The 17,987-nt window shown below is 44.4% G+C and carries 13 protein-coding genes, 1 tRNA gene and 1 pseudogene; 6 read left to right on the top strand and 9 right to left on the bottom strand.

Annotation, left to right across the window (positions count from 1 at the left end):
- Positions 1 to 75: 75 nt before the first annotated feature.
- Positions 76 to 507: a flagellar assembly lipoprotein FlgP gene (gene flgP, locus R7P64_RS16125; protein ID WP_005382014.1), complete on the bottom strand. Its 432-nt coding sequence runs from the start codon at positions 505 to 507 to the stop codon at positions 76 to 78.
- 9 nt (positions 508 to 516) lie between these two features.
- On the bottom strand, positions 517 to 1,155 hold the full coding sequence (locus tag R7P64_RS16120; protein ID WP_005382013.1) for a FlgO family outer membrane protein: 639 nt from the start codon (positions 1,153 to 1,155) through the stop codon (positions 517 to 519).
- A gap of 169 nt (positions 1,156 to 1,324) precedes the next feature.
- Between R7P64_RS16120 and R7P64_RS16115 the strand changes: the two genes are divergently transcribed.
- The 3 genes from R7P64_RS16115 (at position 1,325) to R7P64_RS16105 (ending at position 3,496) form a co-directional block, all read left to right on the top strand.
- Positions 1,325 to 2,458 (top strand): flagellar assembly protein FlgT, encoded by a 1,134-nt coding sequence (locus R7P64_RS16115; protein ID WP_017634835.1) that lies wholly within the window; start codon positions 1,325 to 1,327, stop codon positions 2,456 to 2,458.
- 175 nt (positions 2,459 to 2,633) lie between these two features.
- Positions 2,634 to 2,710 (top strand) — tRNA-Arg (locus R7P64_RS16110).
- Positions 2,711 to 2,989: 279 nt separating this feature from the next.
- The gene (locus R7P64_RS16105) at positions 2,990 to 3,496 is read left to right on the top strand and encodes a hypothetical protein (RefSeq protein WP_005382011.1); all 507 of its coding nucleotides are present in this window, start codon (positions 2,990 to 2,992) and stop codon (positions 3,494 to 3,496) included.
- A 115-nt stretch (positions 3,497 to 3,611) separates the two neighbouring features.
- Here R7P64_RS16105 and R7P64_RS16100 read toward each other — a convergent pair whose 3' ends face one another.
- From R7P64_RS16100 to chiP, 4 genes are all read right to left on the bottom strand, one after another.
- On the bottom strand, positions 3,612 to 4,574 hold the full coding sequence (locus R7P64_RS16100) for an OmpA family protein (RefSeq protein ID WP_005382010.1): 963 nt from the start codon (positions 4,572 to 4,574) through the stop codon (positions 3,612 to 3,614).
- A gap of 640 nt (positions 4,575 to 5,214) precedes the next feature.
- Positions 5,215 to 6,642 carry a glutamate--tRNA ligase gene (gene gltX / locus R7P64_RS16095; protein ID WP_005384075.1) on the bottom strand — a complete coding sequence of 476 codons (1,428 nt, stop codon included), beginning with the start codon at positions 6,640 to 6,642 and terminating at the stop codon, positions 5,215 to 5,217.
- Positions 6,643 to 6,819: 177 nt separating this feature from the next.
- Positions 6,820 to 7,416 (bottom strand): DUF2057 domain-containing protein, encoded by a 597-nt coding sequence (locus tag R7P64_RS16090; protein WP_005382008.1) that lies wholly within the window; start codon positions 7,414 to 7,416, stop codon positions 6,820 to 6,822.
- 123 nt (positions 7,417 to 7,539) lie between these two features.
- Positions 7,540 to 8,661 (bottom strand): chitoporin, encoded by a 1,122-nt coding sequence (chiP, locus tag R7P64_RS16085; protein WP_017819978.1) that lies wholly within the window; start codon positions 8,659 to 8,661, stop codon positions 7,540 to 7,542.
- A 478-nt stretch (positions 8,662 to 9,139) separates the two neighbouring features.
- On the opposite strand from chiP, the gene R7P64_RS16080 reads away from it, so the two are divergent.
- Positions 9,140 to 11,836, top strand: a complete 2,697-nt coding sequence (locus R7P64_RS16080) for a heavy metal translocating P-type ATPase (RefSeq protein WP_017819979.1) — start codon at positions 9,140 to 9,142, stop codon at positions 11,834 to 11,836.
- Between the two features lie 21 nt (positions 11,837 to 11,857).
- Positions 11,858 to 12,307 (top strand): DUF411 domain-containing protein, encoded by a 450-nt coding sequence (locus R7P64_RS16075; RefSeq protein ID WP_005382005.1) that lies wholly within the window; start codon positions 11,858 to 11,860, stop codon positions 12,305 to 12,307.
- A gap of 57 nt (positions 12,308 to 12,364) precedes the next feature.
- Here the strand turns inward: R7P64_RS16075 and tnpA are convergent.
- The 3 genes and pseudogenes from tnpA to R7P64_RS16060 form a co-directional block, all read right to left on the bottom strand.
- Positions 12,365 to 12,628 (bottom strand): annotated as a pseudogene (gene tnpA, locus R7P64_RS16070) (IS200/IS605 family transposase); the annotation flags it as partial.
- A gap of 202 nt (positions 12,629 to 12,830) precedes the next feature.
- Positions 12,831 to 13,523, bottom strand: a complete 693-nt coding sequence (locus tag R7P64_RS16065) for an oligogalacturonate-specific porin KdgM family protein (protein ID WP_005382004.1) — start codon at positions 13,521 to 13,523, stop codon at positions 12,831 to 12,833.
- Between the two features lie 439 nt (positions 13,524 to 13,962).
- Entirely contained in the window at positions 13,963 to 16,614 is a 2,652-nt protein-coding gene (locus R7P64_RS16060; protein WP_253657013.1) for a beta-N-acetylhexosaminidase, read from the bottom strand.
- A gap of 494 nt (positions 16,615 to 17,108) precedes the next feature.
- Between R7P64_RS16060 and R7P64_RS16055 the strand changes: the two genes are divergently transcribed.
- Positions 17,109 to 17,981, top strand: a complete 873-nt coding sequence (locus tag R7P64_RS16055; RefSeq protein ID WP_213901877.1) for a TraB/GumN family protein — start codon at positions 17,109 to 17,111, stop codon at positions 17,979 to 17,981.
- Positions 17,982 to 17,987 lie beyond the last annotated feature (6 nt).

Raw genomic sequence — 17,987 nt, 5'->3', positions numbered from 1 at the left:
CTCACGTAGATATAAAAAAGCGACTCATTGTTACCAATAAGCCGCTCAAAAAGATTATCTGTCTAGTGAAATGGTTTAAAACAAGGTTTGCTGACGCTTCTCAGGCACCTGCTGAACTTCTCCATAATCACGTAGCTTATCCATCTTACGGATATCCAGACGCAGCTCAGTCACATAACTGTCTTCAACAAGATAACTACGCACAACTTCTGCACCACGAATTACACCATCGACGGCACCAGTGGTGCTCTCAATACCCAAACGCTGGTCTTGCAGCTCTGCACGTCCACTAACACGCATGCCATAAACTTGCTCTGCTAGCTCACGATAAGCATCAATTTTTGATGCGCGCATTGCTCGTACACGCTTTTCTTCAACTGTGCGACCTGTTTGCTCACTGACGCTGGCGTAACCCACCGCCACTAAGATTTCATCTTGACGCATCTGTTGTAATGGCTGACACCCCACCAATATCAGTGTGGCAACAATAAATAATAACTTCTTCATGCTTCTATCCTATGGACGGAGAATCACAGTGTACGGCTGACGAATGGTAGGGTCAGAACGAATCAACACACCATCTTGTGTGCGGATGCTATTTAACGTATCTAAGTCACGCCCAATACGGTCAGCCGGAAGGAAACCTTGCGCTGTCGCTACAACTACACGGCTTTGCATGCCAACCACGCGTGCATTGACAAGCACTCCGCCCTCTTGGCGCAGCATCGTTCCGGTCAGTACATACTGAATTTGCTGCTCTTGAGCTAAATCTTGCCAATCACGACTTAAAGCAAAATCGCCCTGCTGCGTCACTTGAATAGAGCCCGTAGTTTTGAAATCAACCACTTTAAACCCTCGGCGCTGAAACTGATGGATAAAACCTTCAGAGACCGAGTTACCTAACCAGTTTGTTGCATCCATATTTTGTAGATCAACAAACGAGGTAATCGCAATCGGTGTCCGCGCTGATACTGCCACATTAGAAACCATCAGGTCTTCTGTCATGCTCTCAATGAAAAAGTCCATCGTATGACGCGGACTATCCATCAGCATGAACTGGCTTCCCGAGTACGGTTCTTTACCGTTGTAAATCGGTGAGTACGCGCACGATGTCAGAAGCGTCATCATCGATGCGGCGACAAGCCACTTTTTCATGGTTTGATTCTCCAGATAATCTTAGGTGATACCGTTCTTTATTAATTCCTTTCCAAGAAAGTGAATATTGGAACAGTCTTTGCTTTTCTTTGTTTGCCTAACGAAGAAAAACCCACCAAACTTCACTGAATTTGTTAAAGCAATATTTATACCCGAACGGTTGTAACCAATGAAAAAAATATTAAACAGTCTGTTTTCAATCACTTTAGCGATGCTTGTGCCTTTTAAGGTAATGGCATCTTGGTATGAAGTCACAGGCGTTGCCACCATCGTTTCTTCAGAAGAGACGGCAAGGCTCCATGCGTTGGAAGACGCGCTGTTCAAAGCCGTCAATTTTTCGGGCGCAGATATTGGCAGTATTAGCAACTTGATGCCGCTATTAGAAGAAAGCCGCAACGAATACCAGTTTACCAATCATGAAGTCCGTTACATTTTGGTCGAGTCTGAACGCAAACGTCGCGGTAAAGTCGAGGTAAAAATCCGCGTTGATATTTATCCATCGGCAACGGGTTGCCACACCGATCAATACAAAAAGACAATGCTGGTCGGCAATATTGAGGTCGCATCACCACAACAAGCAGTGATGGGACAAATTTATCAAGTTGGTGACGATTTTAGCCACGTAGTGAACCGTCAACTTGATCAAACCTCACGCAGCTTTGTGTCTGTTGGTACAACGGACTACTCAATAAGCAGCAACTATCCTGCTCGCACTCAAATGATCGCGCAAGACAATGGCGCACAATACATCATTGGAGGGGTCATTACCGATCTCACTGCAACGGTCGAATCTCAACTATTGCAAGATGACATCATCAATCGTCAGTTTGCGTTAGAAATGAAAGTATTTGATGGTAAAACTGGCCATGAAATCTTCAACAAAGCCTACCGTGAGGTCGCGCGTTGGCCATTTGCTAAGACGAGTCAAGTGGACACTCGTAGTGCACGTTTTTGGGCATCGACCTATGGCGAGATGATGCTTCGCGTTAGTCGCAATATTATGTTGGATCTGGAGTCGGAGCTATCTTGCAAAATTACACTGCCAGAGGTTGTGGCAGTCTTCGGTAATACCGTAACGATGGATCTCGGCCGTATGCACGGCGTAAAAGAGGGAGACAAATTGCAGCTTTGGCACACCGCGTCGTTTATCGACCAAAATGGATTGCCAAGAAACAAAGTCTCGCAAAGCGAAATTACATTAACGGTATCACGCATATACGAACACGAAGCGGAACTGACGATTGATCAGCCAAATTTAGCATCTAGCGTTCAAATTGGCGACGTAATGAACAAGATCCTATAAAAGCAAACATTAAGTCTTGAGATATGCTCACTTTTGAATATCATAGGCAGCGCATCTTATTTGATTATACCAATGACCGTAGCGAATCGTTCAACGTGATGCTGATACAGATCTGGTAGATTGCTAGATTTGAACTCAGTAAAACAGTGCAATGAACTGCAACTATTGGTATTACGCCCCCATGGCACAGCTGGATAGCGCAGTCCCCTCCTAAGGGACAGGTCGTAGGTTCGAATCCTACTGGGGGCGCCATATCATAGCCTTAGCTCCCACTTGAGCTAAGGCTTTTTTGTATCTTCAATTTCAAGCCTCGCACTGCTCCCCCTAGTACACCGTGTTAGATAATCTTCCCAGTAATCAATATGATCGGATCGGGTGTTTCGGTTACGGGATAAACCCTTCTACTGATCTGACTTCTTCCCCTTGAAATCATTTCAACAAGCCCTATTTACAGTTTTGTACTTTATTACTTTAATTATCTATGAGTTTTGCTTACCCTTTTAGCTATTAATAAAATTATTAGTTAGCACTATGTCTAAAAGCAATTTAATAACTAACACTGGACACCGCTTTATTTCTAAAGGCAAGACAGCCTTTAAGATACATATCCATACCCCCGAGGATACGGTACTACACCGCTCGGTAGGATTTGTTCGTATTGGAGAAAAGAAAGGCTTACAAAAAGCCATTAAGCTGAGAAACGAGTTAGGCCGGCAAATGTGGGGCAAATTCTGGCGACGTCTTTTGAAAGACCCTTACCTAATGACTAGGCTTCCACATAGCGTTGAGCCTAAAATCGTTCACAAGCCTAACCCTACTCTTGAAAACCCTGACAACCGAGATACGTGTTACATCGCCAAGTGGCGAGAGTTCAATGATGACGGTGAGTATAAATATAAAACGGTGGTTCGCTCTATTAGTAAGTACGGCAAACTTGCCGCCTACATGCAAACCAAAAAAGCGTTGTTAGAAGCACATAAAGATAACTTGGAGATCCTGACATTTATGGGGCGTTTAAACAGCATTGATCTTAAGTAATACCTGGCCACTTTGAACATTTCAGTCAGTTTTTTGAAGAGAAATAAAAAGCCCCAAAGAGCGAACTCTTTGGGGCTTTCAGCTTCAGTCTTCTATACTACGGTCGAATAGGAGCTTATTGCTGAACTTGGTATTCAAATTCTGGAACAACGACTTCTACGCGACGGTTTTGTTGACGACCTTCACGAGTGTCGTTTGAAGCGATTGGGTTGTTTTCACCTTCGCCACGAGCTTGGATACGTGATGAATCAATACCTTTTTCAACGAGTGCGTTAGCAACAGACTCAGCACGTTTTTCAGAAACTTTTAGGTTGTAAGCTGCTGGACCAGACGTATCTGTGTAACCTACAACTTCAACGTTCGCTTGTGGGTGCTCGTTTAGGAAAGCAACTAGGTTATCAAGTTTTGCAGCGCTCTCTGGTTTTAGAGTTGTGCTGTTTAGATCGAAGCTACCTGTACCAATTGTTTGAGTTTCGAATGTTTTCGTAACTACAACTGGCTCTTCTACCACTTCTTCTACAACCACTTCTTCAACAACAACTGGCTCTTCTACGATTACTGGCTCATCGTTGCCGCCGAATTTGAAAGAAACACCTAGTGTTGCAGTGTTACCTGTCGCACGAGTTACATCGTTGCTGATGTCAGTTAGTGTTTGGTATTCCGCACGAGCTGTTACGTTTTGGCTTAGGTTGAATTCAAGACCAGCCGCGCCTAGGTAAGAGTAATCATCTTTGCCATCAAACATTACGTAAGCGCCACCCACTTTACCGTAAAGTGCGATGTCTTCAGTGATTGGTAGGCTAAATTTAGGAGCAAGAGTGATCGCTTCTACGTGGCCACCGAAAGAAGTTTGGTTAAAATCACCGATGTTGTCGAAACCCGCTTCTACTGCGAAGTATTTATTCATTTCGTAACCAACAAAAGCGCCAAGAGTAGAATCGTCTTTGTCACAAGCCTGGCCCGCTACACACGCGTCTTCCATCCATGACTTACCCATCTTACCACCAACGTATACTTCTGCTTGTGCTGCTGAAGCCATAAGTAGAGACGCTGAAATTACCGCTGCTAATTTTTTCATTATTGATTCCTCTAAAGAAGTTCTTTTGTTAGATGCCGAAATGCGCCGTCTGACTGACGTTGTATTTCAATTCTTTTTATTCATTCCTTGAGTGAGATACTTAGTCAGCTTCTTTTTATGCACATGCATTTTTTTTATGGAAGCAACTTACGTATATTTCCTGTTCAGTGATACATATCGCCATCTCGGTATCGCTGACGGGATGAACTATAACGCTAAGAAATCGCGAGAAAAATCCCAATTCTGTCAATTTATTGTCATCAAAAATCTCGAAAACATGTGATCTTAAGCAAAAAAATCCCCACGCAATCACGACGCAAACGTTTGCTTTATTTTTTGAAACAACATAGCTAAAGCAAAGGTTTTTCTTAAAAATGAGACAAACACAATGGAACTTTAAGGAACATGGATAAAAATCAATCAGATATTTGATATATAATCGCTCGTTTTTTATTCATGCCAACGATATTTGGATTAAAAAATCTTATCCATATTGAGGTAAATTACAGGTGAAACCATCTCTTCATTCACCAATATGAGAGAAAGTTTCTCGTTATCTAAATTGAAGATACAAAAAAGCCGCGGTTGCTCACCGCGGCTTTGTGACTATTTATTCAAAAGAACGTTCAGTTCAAAGCAATTATGCGTTTGCTTCACGCTCAGCAATGAACTCAAGCGCCATCTTAATGCGAGCAATACAACGCTCTTTTCCAACCAGCTCCATTACTGCATCGACAGAAGGAGACTGACCGCCTCCTGTTACAGCAACACGTAATGGCATACCGATTTTGCCCATGCCGATTTCCAACTCTTCACATACTGCTGCGATAACGCCATCTTTGATGTTCGCTGTCGTCCACTCAGTTAGTGCTTCCACTTTCGCTAATGCAAGTTCTAGAGGCTCTTTAGCCACGCCACGTAGGTGTTTCTTCGCTGCGCCCGCTTCAAACTCAGAGAAATCTTCATAGAAGTAACGGATTTGCTCAGCTAGCTCAACTAGTGTGTTGCAACGCTCACCCACTAGCTTGATCACGTCAGTGATAGCAGGACCATTCGTTACGTCTAGTTTTTGTTGATCTAGATGCCATTGTAGATGCTCAGCAACGTACGCAGGATCTGAGTTCTTGATGTAGTGGTTGTTCAACCATTGCAGTTTGTCAGTGTTAAAAGCAGACGCTGACTTAGATACTGCGTTTAGGCTAAATAGATTGATCATCTCTTCTTGAGAGAAGATTTCTTGGTCCCCATGAGACCAACCAAGGCGCACTAGGTAGTTGTTTAGTGCCGCAGGCAGGTAGCCCATATCGCGGTATTGCATGACTGATACAGCGCCGTGACGTTTAGACAGTTTCGCGCCGTCATCACCCAGGATCATTGCACAGTGTGCAAATGTAGGTACTGGCGCACCTAGTGCTTCGTAGATGTTGATTTGACGAGGCGTGTTGTTGATGTGGTCTTCGCCACGAACAACGTGAGTGATACCCATGTCCCAGTCATCCACTACTACACAGAAGTTGTAAGTAGGTGAACCGTCTGTACGACGAATGATTAGGTCATCCATTTGATCGTTGCGGATTTCAATGCGACCACGGATTTGATCATCAAATACTACGCTGCCTTCTTTCGGGTTACGGAAACGGATAACACATGGATCGCCATCTTTTGCCGCTTCGTTTGCTGCTTTGATTTTTGGATGGTTAGCATCGTAGCGAGGCATTTCTTTATTTGCTTCTTGCTCTGCACGGATTTCATCTAGCAGCTCTTTAGACGCGTAACATTTGTAAGCTTTGTCTTCAGCAAGAAGCTTATCAACCATTTCGTTGTAACGGTCAAAACGTTGAGTTTGGTAGTAAGGACCTTCATCCCACTCCAAGCCTAGCCATTCCATGCCTTCAAGAATTGCATCAACCGCTTCCTGAGAGTTACGCTCAAGGTCTGTATCTTCGATACGTAGAACGAATTCACCACCTTGGTTTTTAGCGTATAGCCAAGAGTAAAGTGCAGTACGCGCACCACCAACGTGTAGATAGCCAGTTGGGCTAGGAGCAAAACGAGTTTTAACCGTCATTTGAGTTCCTTAGGGGTAATGAGCAACGAGAGATCTCTCGTTGTAATGTCAAGGATAAAAGTGGCGACATTTTACCACCGTAAGTCAATTCTACAATCGGTTTGACAACAGAAATAAAAACAGGGCAGAACCAAAAAGGCACAGCCCTACTATTTACTGTTAAAGCACAAGACAAAATTACTTCAGGTTACGCATTGCCCATTGCATAAATTCTTGCTGCTCTTCACGGCTCAATTCATTAAACGATGCTTTGATTGTTTTGGTTTCCGCTGGAGAAGACGCAATGCTTGCCTTAGTCGATTCTTTATTCATTGCGTTATTATAGTCGGCAACTTCTCGTTCATAATCACGAAAACCTTGCAAACCACCTTTACGAAGTTGAACCATAGAGAATGCCACTTCTTTTCCGTTTTTGTCTTTCAATACCACTTTAGGATCGAGTTCGAAGGCTCTCGCCTCTTCAATAGTACGGAATGTTTGATAAGTCAGAGAAAGCTCGGTGTCTTTTTCTGCATCAAACTCTAATACCAGCGGCTGCGAATCGAATTTACGGCGCTTTCCATCTTCAAATACGATTTGTCCAACCGTTACCGCCAATTGGTTTTCCCCATCCTTTAACTCGATGCTGTTGTTCTTGGATATCCACTCAGGGTAGACGAACTCGCCGTTGAGAACGCGAGGAACTAATTCAGATTGCAGAGTGAGTTGAGCAGCAAAAGCTGGCGCCGAAAGCATTGCGCAAAGTCCGAGAAGTGTCGTTGTTTTTTTCATCATGGTTTCTCACTTTATACCAATTTAGATAAGCCTCTAAAATTTACAGGCCAGTCATTTCAAAGGCTTATTTGAATAAGTATCAAGATAAAAAGGGCGTTTCCGCCCTTTTAGCTGCTTCTTTAGTTAGAAGTAGTATTCAACACCTACAGAGAACTCGTCGTAGTCAGCAGACTTCCAACGTGCTTCTGTTGGTTTATCTAATTGAGACGCACCGTCGCCAAAGTCTAGAGTACGAGCACGTACGTACAGCACTGCCGATGGGTCTACGAAATACATAACTTGTGCTGATAACACATCATCCGCTGTATCGTTAATTTTCTTACCATCACGCTCTAGATCAAAGTTAGCGGCGTAAGCCAGTTTGTATTGCCAATCACCCGTGGTGTACATGATAGCGGCAGACATTGCATCTTGCTTTTCACTCACACCATTGCTTGCGTCCGCCTCCATGTATTTGTATTGCGCGAAGAAAGAGATTCCGTTATCAAACCAGCCTTGTGCCCCTACCAAGTACGTGTTGTTTTCCCACGTTTGGCTTTCCATCTTGATATTACGGTTACCTTCATATGCCGCATCTAACTGGATAGGACCAATTTTGTAGTGTGCAGCGATACCACCCCAGTAGTCATCCCCTTCACCTAGACCTGCTTTATCACCTGCACCAGCTGCGATATCTAGGGAGAATTTGTCAGCAAACATTGGAGAGTCCCAGCGGATAGTGTTTGATTGACGGTCTTGGTACTTGGCGCCACCAATAGCACCACCCCAGTCGTATACATCGCCCAGGCCAGGGTTAGATGCTGGCCAGTCAACCAATTCGTACATAGGTGTCAAAACGCGACCCAGGCGAATTTGCCCCCAAGATGCACTTTCAAAACCGACGAATGTGTCACGTTCACCAAGACCTGCGCCCTCGCCACCAAAGCTAGGGTCTACATAACCGCCTTCGATTTGCCAAATAAAAGTAGGGTCGAAGTTAGCAAATTGTTTCTTACCACGGAAACCGATACGAGATTCGTTGTTTAGCTGCATGCCACCCAAGTCATCGTCCGTTGCTTTGCTGCCAGAATCGTAATCGCGGTACGCGGCCTGCATCGCGATGATCCCGTAAACTTCATAAGAAAATGAATCTTTGGTTAGAAACTCTTTTGCTGCGTCACTGTTTGCACCATCAGCAAATGCAACACCACTGAACATCATGCCGGTAATTGCCGTGGCAAGTAGGCTTTTCTTTAGGTAAGACATTATAAACCCCTATATTTTTAGTTTTTTCCATTTTCAAATTCACTAACTAGGACATGGCAGGAACTTGAAACAGTGTTTGGACGGGGCAAATATGACAAACTTTTTTCGCACTAAAAAACTTTCCCTACAGCAATCTGAGCGACTTCAAAATGAGAAGATAAAAAATAAAATAAATCAATAAAAAACAATTAGTTAACATCAAATATAAAAAATAAAAAACGTTAAAAGTACGTTTTGACACTGAACTGACATTGAGAGCATCTAAAAAACGTGAGCGACTTCATTCATCTTTTAGGTGTTTTAACGGAACTTTATATTCAAAGAGAAAAAACCTTGAGATCACTCGCAAGTAAAATGACCGTGCACTTGTGGGATTCGAGAGATTTTGACGAAATTGTTGTGAGTAGCAAATGGGTATTGACCTTACCCTTGCAGGAAGGTTTAAGCTCATAGCATCACTACTATTGAGGTGCAGATTATGTATCAGTTAGTTATACCTTTATCAGGGCTCAACTGCATGGGCTGTGCGAGAAAAGTTGAGAATGCTTTACATGCGAATCACGATGTGGAGATCCTCAATTTGTCCCCGACGCAAGTAGAGGTCAAAACCGAGTCTTCTCTTAAAGAGCTCGTCTCGTCGATTGAATCTCTTGGTTACCAAGCAGGAAATCACTACGAACTAAACCTTTCAGGCTTAAGCTGTGGCGGTTGCGTCAAAAAACTTTCATCTTTATTAGAATCTAATCAAGACGTTATTTCTTTTGAGGCTTCAACAACGCACTTAGAGATTCGTACCCTCCTCTCCGAGCAACAAGTGATCGACTTAATAGCAACACTCGGCTATACCGCCAACCTTGATTCTGTTGAAGTAGAGAACGAAAGCTCACCAGAGACCGAGCCGGTAGAAAAGCAAAGCAATATTAAAGATACGCAGGTGCCACCAGCGAGTATTCAATTGCAAATGCTGATTCAAGGCATGACGTGTGCGAGTTGCGTATCTTCAGTAGAGAAAGCACTTACTAACGTAGAAGGCGTTGAGAAAGCACAGGTCAACCTTGCAGAACAAAGCGCACTAGTATTCGCAAGCCAAGACTCTGATGACCTCCTTAACGCAATTGTTGAATCGGTAAAACAAGCCGGTTACCAAGCAGAGATCCTACAAGACGCCGCAACCCAGCAAGAAAAGCAAGCACAGCAACAACGTCAGCAACAAAAACGCTTTAAACTGGATGCTATTGCTGGCCTTGTCGTCGGTGCCCCTTTAATGATTTGGGGCGTAGCTGGCGGCAATATGATGATTCGCAACACCAACGACCAATTAGCTTGGGGCGCGATCGGTATCGTATGTTTACTCCTTCTTGCCACAGCAGGGAAACACTTCTTCAGTAACGCTTGGTTAGCAGCTACTCACAAGCGCGCCACCATGGACACGTTAGTCGCGCTCGGTACTGGCGCAGCGTGGTTCTATTCGATGCTTGTGGTGATTTTCCCAGACTGGTTCCCTCTTGCTTCACGCCACGTGTACTTTGAAGCGAGTGCAATGATCATCGGCTTAATTTCTCTTGGGCACTATATAGAAGCAAAAGCCAAAGCAAACACAACACGTTCCTTACAAGCGTTGATTAACCTGCAACCTCAGCAAGCTACGGTAATTACGGAACAAGGCGACCAACAAATCGCGGTTGAGCAAATCACGTTAGGCATGAAACTGCGTATCAAACCAGGCGAGAAAGTGCCTGTTGATGGTGTTGTGATTCAAGGTGAATCATACATTGATGAGTCGATGCTCACTGGTGAACCAGTACCAGTATTAAAAGCGCAAGAGGCTCAAGTGTCTGCCGGGACATTAAACACCGATGGTGGATTAGTCATTGAGGCAACGGGCATTGGCGCAAATACCATGCTGGCTCGTATCATCCGCATGGTGCGCACAGCGCAAAGCAGTAAGCCAGCCATCGCGAAACTGGCAGACCAGATTTCATCGGTGTTTGTCCCTGTCGTTGTTGGTATAGCAATACTGGCCGCGCTCGTTTGGTTTGCCGTTGGCCCAGAGCCAAAAGCGAGTTATATGCTGGTGGTCACCACAACCGTCCTGATCATCGCCTGCCCTTGCGCCCTAGGCTTAGCAACCCCACTTTCTGTCACGGTGGGAGTGGGTAAAGCCGCAGAGCTCGGCATTCTGATCAAAGACGCCGACGCCCTGCAATTGGCAAGCAAAGTCGACACGGTTGTGTTCGACAAAACTGGCACACTTACCCAAGGTAAACCTAGCGTTCAGCAAGTGTTTACTCACGCCACCAGCCAAGAAGATCTATTGGCTTTAGCGTATGCGGCAGAGCGTCAGTCTGAGCACCCACTGGCAAAAGCGGTATGTGATTACGCCAAACGACACGACGCAAAAGACGTCTCATTAGACAAGTTTGAGAACGTTCGCGGACGCGGCATTTTGGCGACGTATCAAGATAAACCGCTGCTCATTGGTTCGCTTCAATTTATGCAAGCAGAGAACGTCGAGACCAGCGCACTAAAACCTGCCATCGATGAATGCGCAAAAAATGCGTGGACTCCGGTAGCTGTGGCATTGAACGGCGAACTGATCGGTCTGATCGCCATTGCCGACCCGATCAAATCAGATGCGAAGCAAGCGCTCTCTGCATTAAAATCGCAAGGCATCAAAACGGTAATGCTGACGGGCGATAACCAACACGTTGCCAATGCTATCGGCCAAGAACTTGGTATTGATGAAGTGATTGCCCAAGTAATGCCAGATGAGAAAGCTCAGCACATTGAGCAACTTCAATCTCAAGGACATGTCGTGGCAATGGTGGGGGATGGCATTAACGACGCCCCTGCTCTCGCGTTATCCAACCTAGGTATTGCCATGGGTAGCGGCAGTGATGTCGCCATTGAAAGTTCGCAAATGACCATCCTGAACACGTCACCAATGGCGGTAGTACATGCGATTGAACTCTCTCGCGCTACACTTAAAAACATGAAGCAAAACCTATTTGGTGCCTTTGTTTACAACTCGTTGGGTATTCCAGTTGCCGCTGGCGTGCTTTACCCAGCGTTTGGATTTTTGCTCAGTCCTGTTGTCGCAGGAGCGGCAATGGCACTGTCTTCAATTACTGTCGTTAGTAATGCAAATCGACTACGACTGTTTTCAGTAAAATAACCACTTCTTTTTGAGGGTATTATGAAGTTGAAACTATTGACCTTTGCAATGCTTGCGACCGTGTCCGCCAACGTATTGGCAGCCGATGTCATTAACCATAAATCGCCATACTGTGGCTGTTGTGGAGAATGGACAAAACACATGGAAGAGAACGGCTTTACGGTCGAAGAAAAATTGCACGATGACATGAACGCCATCAAACGCGATCTAGGCATCAAGAATGAACAGCTTTACTCTTGCCACACGGCAGAGATCAACGGCTATCTGTTTGAAGGTCACATTCCAGCCGAAGACATTAAAGCGTTTTTGAAAAATCCACCACGTAACGCAAAAGGCTTATCAGTACCGGGCATGCCAATGGGCTCCCCTGGTATGGAATATGGCGACAAAAAAGACAGCTACACCGTTTACGCCTTTAACGAAAAAGGCCAAGTGTTCGAATATAGCCACCACGAAGGCAACGACCAGTAAATTACCACCTTCTAAAGAAGGTGGCTTTGTGTGAGCCCCCTAAAAGGGGGCCTTTGTTTAGTCCAGCGCCAATTGCTGCTGCTCTACTCGCTCTTGTTTCTCTTGATGTCTTACATATCGGCGTATTATTTCTTCATTGATTCCAACACTATCGACAAAATAGCCTCTTTGCCAAAAGTGATTACCCCAAAGCCTGTTCTTCCTAAGGTGAGGAAACTTGCTAAATAGCTTTAAGGCTATTTTGCCTTTCAATACCCCCATCAACTTGGATATCGAAAGCTTTGGTGGAACCTTTACAACTAAATGTACGTGGGAAGCTTGATTGTATCTACTCATGTTATTCGTCCTCTTTGACTTCTGGAAAAATCAAAGATGCATTTAGCATGAGTAGTTTTACAGGCAAAGCCGAAGCGGATGATAACCACCTACTGAAGTAGGTGGTTTAGGGCTGAAAATAAAAACAAAGCCCAGCGAGATAAACCGCTGGGCTTTTTCTTAATGGACAGTTAAGACAAATATAAAATTAGAAGCCGTAAGAGGCACCAAATACAAAAGCGTTATTCACTAGGCTGTCACCACTCGCGTTTTCTGCACCGTGTGCTTGACTACGGAACTCAAAGTAAGGTTGAACACCTTTACGAGTCCACGTTGCACGAAGCTCGTGGTCCATGGTTTCCGCTTCAATCATGTAGACGTTGTTGTAGCTTAGCGTCACATCCTCATTCATCACGTAACCGATGCGGTTGTCCATGCGGTAATCTGTATCCGCATCTGCGTCTGTCGCATCAATGTGCGCACGAGTACGGTTACTTAAGGAGATGCCGTTATCGAAGTTGTAACCGATCTTAACCAATGGACGGTACTGTACATTCTCGCCAGCAGAGAACAGGTGTTGGTAACCAGCGGCAACCCATAAATGATCGGTAATATTAAATGACTGCTCACCACCCACAGTGATTGCTGGTGTTGTGTTACCTGCGCCACCGTTTTCTGTTTCCAGTTTACCCAACTGAATACCATCAAATTCGGTGTAAACCGTAAAGCCGCCGAATTGGTTATCAAAAGTATGACCAGCTTCCAGTGTAGACGTAACGTCCGAACCATGAATTCGACCATCATCGTGGAATTGAACATTACCTGTTACGTAAGAAGAACCAGCAAAAGCGCTAGAAGCGAAAGCGAGAGAAAGAGCACTCAGTGCAAAAATGTTTTTCATAATTACTGCCTTTATTTATTCACGTTATGCGATAGTTTTAGAGGGCATCTCTTCCCTTTTATCGCAAACTTTGGAATGTGCCTCCTTGGCGTTCGCAATATTGTTTCAATTAATTCGCGATGGAAAATAAAACATTTTAAAAAGTGATCTTGTTCAAACCGACGCTCAACAACCCTGATAAAAACATGGAAAATACAGGCACTTATCGTATTTTTATAAAATTATTCAAAAAATAGAAGTGTGATCGTAAACAGATAATTTATTGATATTTAGCAGATTAAGTCGATCCAGTTCACAATAACCTTGACCATTACAACCCAAAACTTATTTATCAATGAAAAATAATTAGACATCGATCACGCTTAATTTCCTTAAAAAATAAAGAAAGCCCCAACATGATGTTGAGGCTTTGCCAAAAAATTAACTTACAAGAATTGAGTTATTTCACGCTGGTCACTCGACTTGCTTTCTCACCGGTTGCTGACACGGAACGGATAAACACTTCACCTTTCACATTTGGACGAGCATTATCTGCGTAAGTTAGCCAGTTCTTGCCGTCTAGAGAGTATTGAAGCGTCACCCCTGGGAACTGAACGTTCATTGCTAGCTTGCCATCTTCTACTTTCGCACCTGGTACAGGCAGGCGGTAGTCGATACCTGATTTTTCTAGCTTAGCCAGTTCACGTTGGCCAAGTACGTTCGCAAAGCGGTTGTAGTCTTGGTTTAGCGCGACTTTGTCTACTAGGTTAGAGTTTTGCGAGTATTCAACACCCACTTTGTAGTCGTTTTCCCAATCAGCACGGTGCCATGCACGCTCAGCGGCTGCTAGTACGCGAGGGAATACCATGTACTCGTATTGCTCGTCGTTACGTACTGTCTCAGACCACAGCTGTGCTGATAGACCATAGAAAGGTTTCGCTTCGATTTCACCTTTACCAGTGAAGCCGTTACCATCGCGGTCTACAGAGGTTTCTGCGTTCTGAGGCATGTTCTCTGGTGCAAAACCAAACATCTTACGAGTATCTGTTGCACGCGTCGCCCAGTAGTAACCACGCTCTTTCGGGTCAACTTCGTACGGCATGTCCATGTATACGTAGTCTGGGTTAGAAACGATAACGTCGTAACCTTTCTTAGACCATTCGTACACTGATGATGTGCCACCCCAGTAAAGAACGTCCCAGAAGTTAACACGCGTGTTTTCTGTTGCGAACGCTTTCTCACCTTCACTGTACTTAAGGCCATCTTGCCAAGCTTGGAAGTTTGGAATGCCTTTCTCTGCCACCATCTTCGACACTTCTTCTGCAAAGTGGCTTGGTAGATGAGCAAAATCGCTTACCGTACCGTCTGCAATTAACGCCTGACATTGTGGTGACTGTGCGAATGGCTTGTCTTGCTTAGACAAATCAATGTTACCCTTCCAGCTTACTTTGTCTTCTGCGTTGATGTCTTGCAGACCAGCGCCTAGCTTGATGTTCTTCGCTTCGTCACCACCAAAGTGCCATGTTGTTAGCGGCGTGCCCGCTTCTTGGTGCATTGCTGCTACTTCTGAAATCACTTTATCAACAAAGCGAGTTGAAGATTCCATACATGGGTTGATGAAGCTTTGCTTGTTGTAGAACTGAACCGTCGTTACGTTCGATGTATCTTGAGGATCCATCAGGCGATACTCGTTCGCTTCTGCTTCTTTACCTTCTTCCATTAGACGGTCGTAACGTGCTTCCATTGATACCACTGCTGCACGAGCGTGTGCTGGCATATCGATTTCAGGAATCACTTCGATGTTACGCGCTTTCGCGTACTTCAAGATGTCCACGTAGTCTGCTTTGCTGAAGAAGCCAGAACCAAAGTTGTCTGTCGTTGCACCTGAGCCAAGCTGAGGCAGTAAACAGCTTTTCTCTTCCAAATCGAAACAACGGTTAGCACCCACTTCAGTCAGCTCTGGCAGACCCGGGATTTCTAAACGCCAGCCTTCATCATCCGTTAGGTGAAGGTGTAGTTTGTTCATCTTGTACGCGGCCATTTGGTCAAGCGTTGCAAGAATCGCGTCTTTAGAGTGGAAGTTACGAGCCACGTCCACCATCACACCACGGTAATCAAAACGCGGCGCATCTTTAATAGACAGTTGTGGTAGAGAATCAGCATTTTGGCTATCTACCAGGCCAAAGATAGATTGTACTGCGTAGAAAGCACCTGTTTGGTCAAACGCTTTAATCGCAATACCGTCGCCTTTGATGCTCATTTCGTAAGCACCAGATTTTGCCAATTCACCGGTGAAGTCTGCAGGAACAACAGTGATGCTTACAGGAAGATCACCACGAACATCCACACCTACCACTTCTGCACGACCTTGAATTGCTGCGTATTGAGTCGCATCGAATGCGTCTTTAGGCAGCGCAATACCCGCCGCGATATCTACCGTACCTTTACCTGCTTCAACAGACATTGGCGTTGGTAGTAACGTGGTTGATACGTCTTGTTTTGCTAGATCTTCGTTCTTCTCGAAACGAGACACAGCGCTCGCAAATACGTTGTTGTCATCTGGCGTACGTTTTAGGTTGTTACCCTCAAGGCCAGTCACGAAAGATGCAACGTCTTCTGTGTTAAGAGAAGCGATCATCTTAGGCTCTGCATTTGGTGCAGCAACGAAAGCGCCTGGCATGAAGTCAGTTTCAAATAGCTGCCAGTATTCAGCAACAAGAGGAAGCACAACCTCTTCACCCGCAGCAAACCCATCAAACTTATCTGTTGGTTCTAGTTTGTGTAGATCACCCGTTACGCGAGAGATTTTGAACTGTTCGTTTTCAACATCCAGAATCAGACGAATGCTGTGGAAGTAAATAGCCCAATCTTTTGAGTCAACCGCTTCACCTTGGTTAACCAGCGTCATGTTTACCTTGTTACAAGACGCCCACTCAGCCCCTAAGTCCTGACAAGCAAGACCTTCGTTTGCACCGTGGTTAGTCAACACTTGGTATTGAATATCAAGATTATTAGCCAACGAATTTACAACTTGTTGTTCAGAGCTTTTCAGCGCAGAGCAACCTGCTAATGTAGTGATAACAGAAACAGCAATCAGACTAGGTTTAAACATCTTACTTCCCCAAAAAAGTCAGTGGTTCAAAACGACAATGATAAAAATCTCGGCCCCTCAAATGCGAGGTACCTAACCGTTACATTCAACATACAACCTGTTATTTCTAAGCGTAAAATAAATAGAAATAGGAAGTGATCCAGTTCAAAAAATGACACTCAGCAACAACAATAAAAACCTAATTTTCATGGAGTTACAATACACGTCAAAATCGAACAACTTGTTTTGACGAGTTTGCTGCGATCTAGGTCACTTATATTCATGAGTTACGACTGATTTTGTAAGATTTGGATCACGCCTAATTATTTTGTGAACCATTAGTAAGCGAATTACCTATTTACCTTTCGTGAAGTGACTCTCATTTATTCGTCGTCAAAACTCGTCAATATTTTTAGAAATGACGATTTTGTCGAATACACCACTGGAGAAATTGCACTTAACCTCACGCTATTTTGCGTATAAAGTTTAAAGGTATCTTATCTGAGGGCCACTCTATGTTTCGTCTCTTGACGCTCATATCATCTCTACTTGTTACTTTGACTCCTTTTTCCTCTTATGCAGAGCCACAGCATTGGTTAGCGAAAAAAGGGGAAACCGAACTTATGATTATTGGCTCGGTACATGTGGGGGATAAAACGATGTACCCACTCCCTAGAACGGTCATCCAGCACTTAAGCCAAAGCGCAGGGTTGATTATTGAAGCAGACGTCAGGAATTCTGAAGGCTTGGTTTACCCACAAACAACCATTCTTTCTAAAGATGTTTTAGACAGAGCTCAACGTCGCCACTTAATTGAAATTGCCCAAGATTTAGGTTTGCCAGAAACTCAACTCCTAAATTCCCCACCTTGGATGGCTGCATTCACCATCCAACTCGCTTTAGTCAACAAACTGGGGTATGTCTCTGATAAAGGGGTCGACATGCACTTAATAGGACTCGCTGATAAAAAGCAAATCCCGGTCATTCCACTGGAGTCCGTGCAATTCCAAATCGATTTAATCGCAGGTCAATCAGAAGGCGGTAAAGAGATACTTCTCTCGTCAATTGAAGAATATGATGGCGGAGAAGAGTTGGTTCAATGCTTGATAGAGAGTTGGAAGAGCGGTGATGGTAGCATGTTGGTCGAAGCCTCTTTGACCGATCATACAACAGAAGAGTTTAACCAAGCCTTTTTATACGAGCGTAATCGAGATTGGGCTAAAAAACTCGACACTGGCAGTGTTCTACCTCAGCAAGCGGGTCGTTACACCGTTGTTGTTGGTGGCTTGCATTTAGTAGGTAAAGATAACCTGATTGAACTGCTTAAAAATCGGGGATTTAACATCAAACCACTGGGTAAGACGCGCCAAGCAAATTGTGATATCTAGTGATTG

The sequence above is a fragment of the Vibrio sp. 2304 genome (assembly GCF_033339475.1).
In the GTDB taxonomy this organism is placed as follows: Bacteria; Pseudomonadota; Gammaproteobacteria; order Enterobacterales; family Vibrionaceae; genus Vibrio; species Vibrio alginolyticus.
Note: the sequence above shows the minus strand (reverse complement) of the source record. Positions and strands in the feature narration are given on the sequence as shown.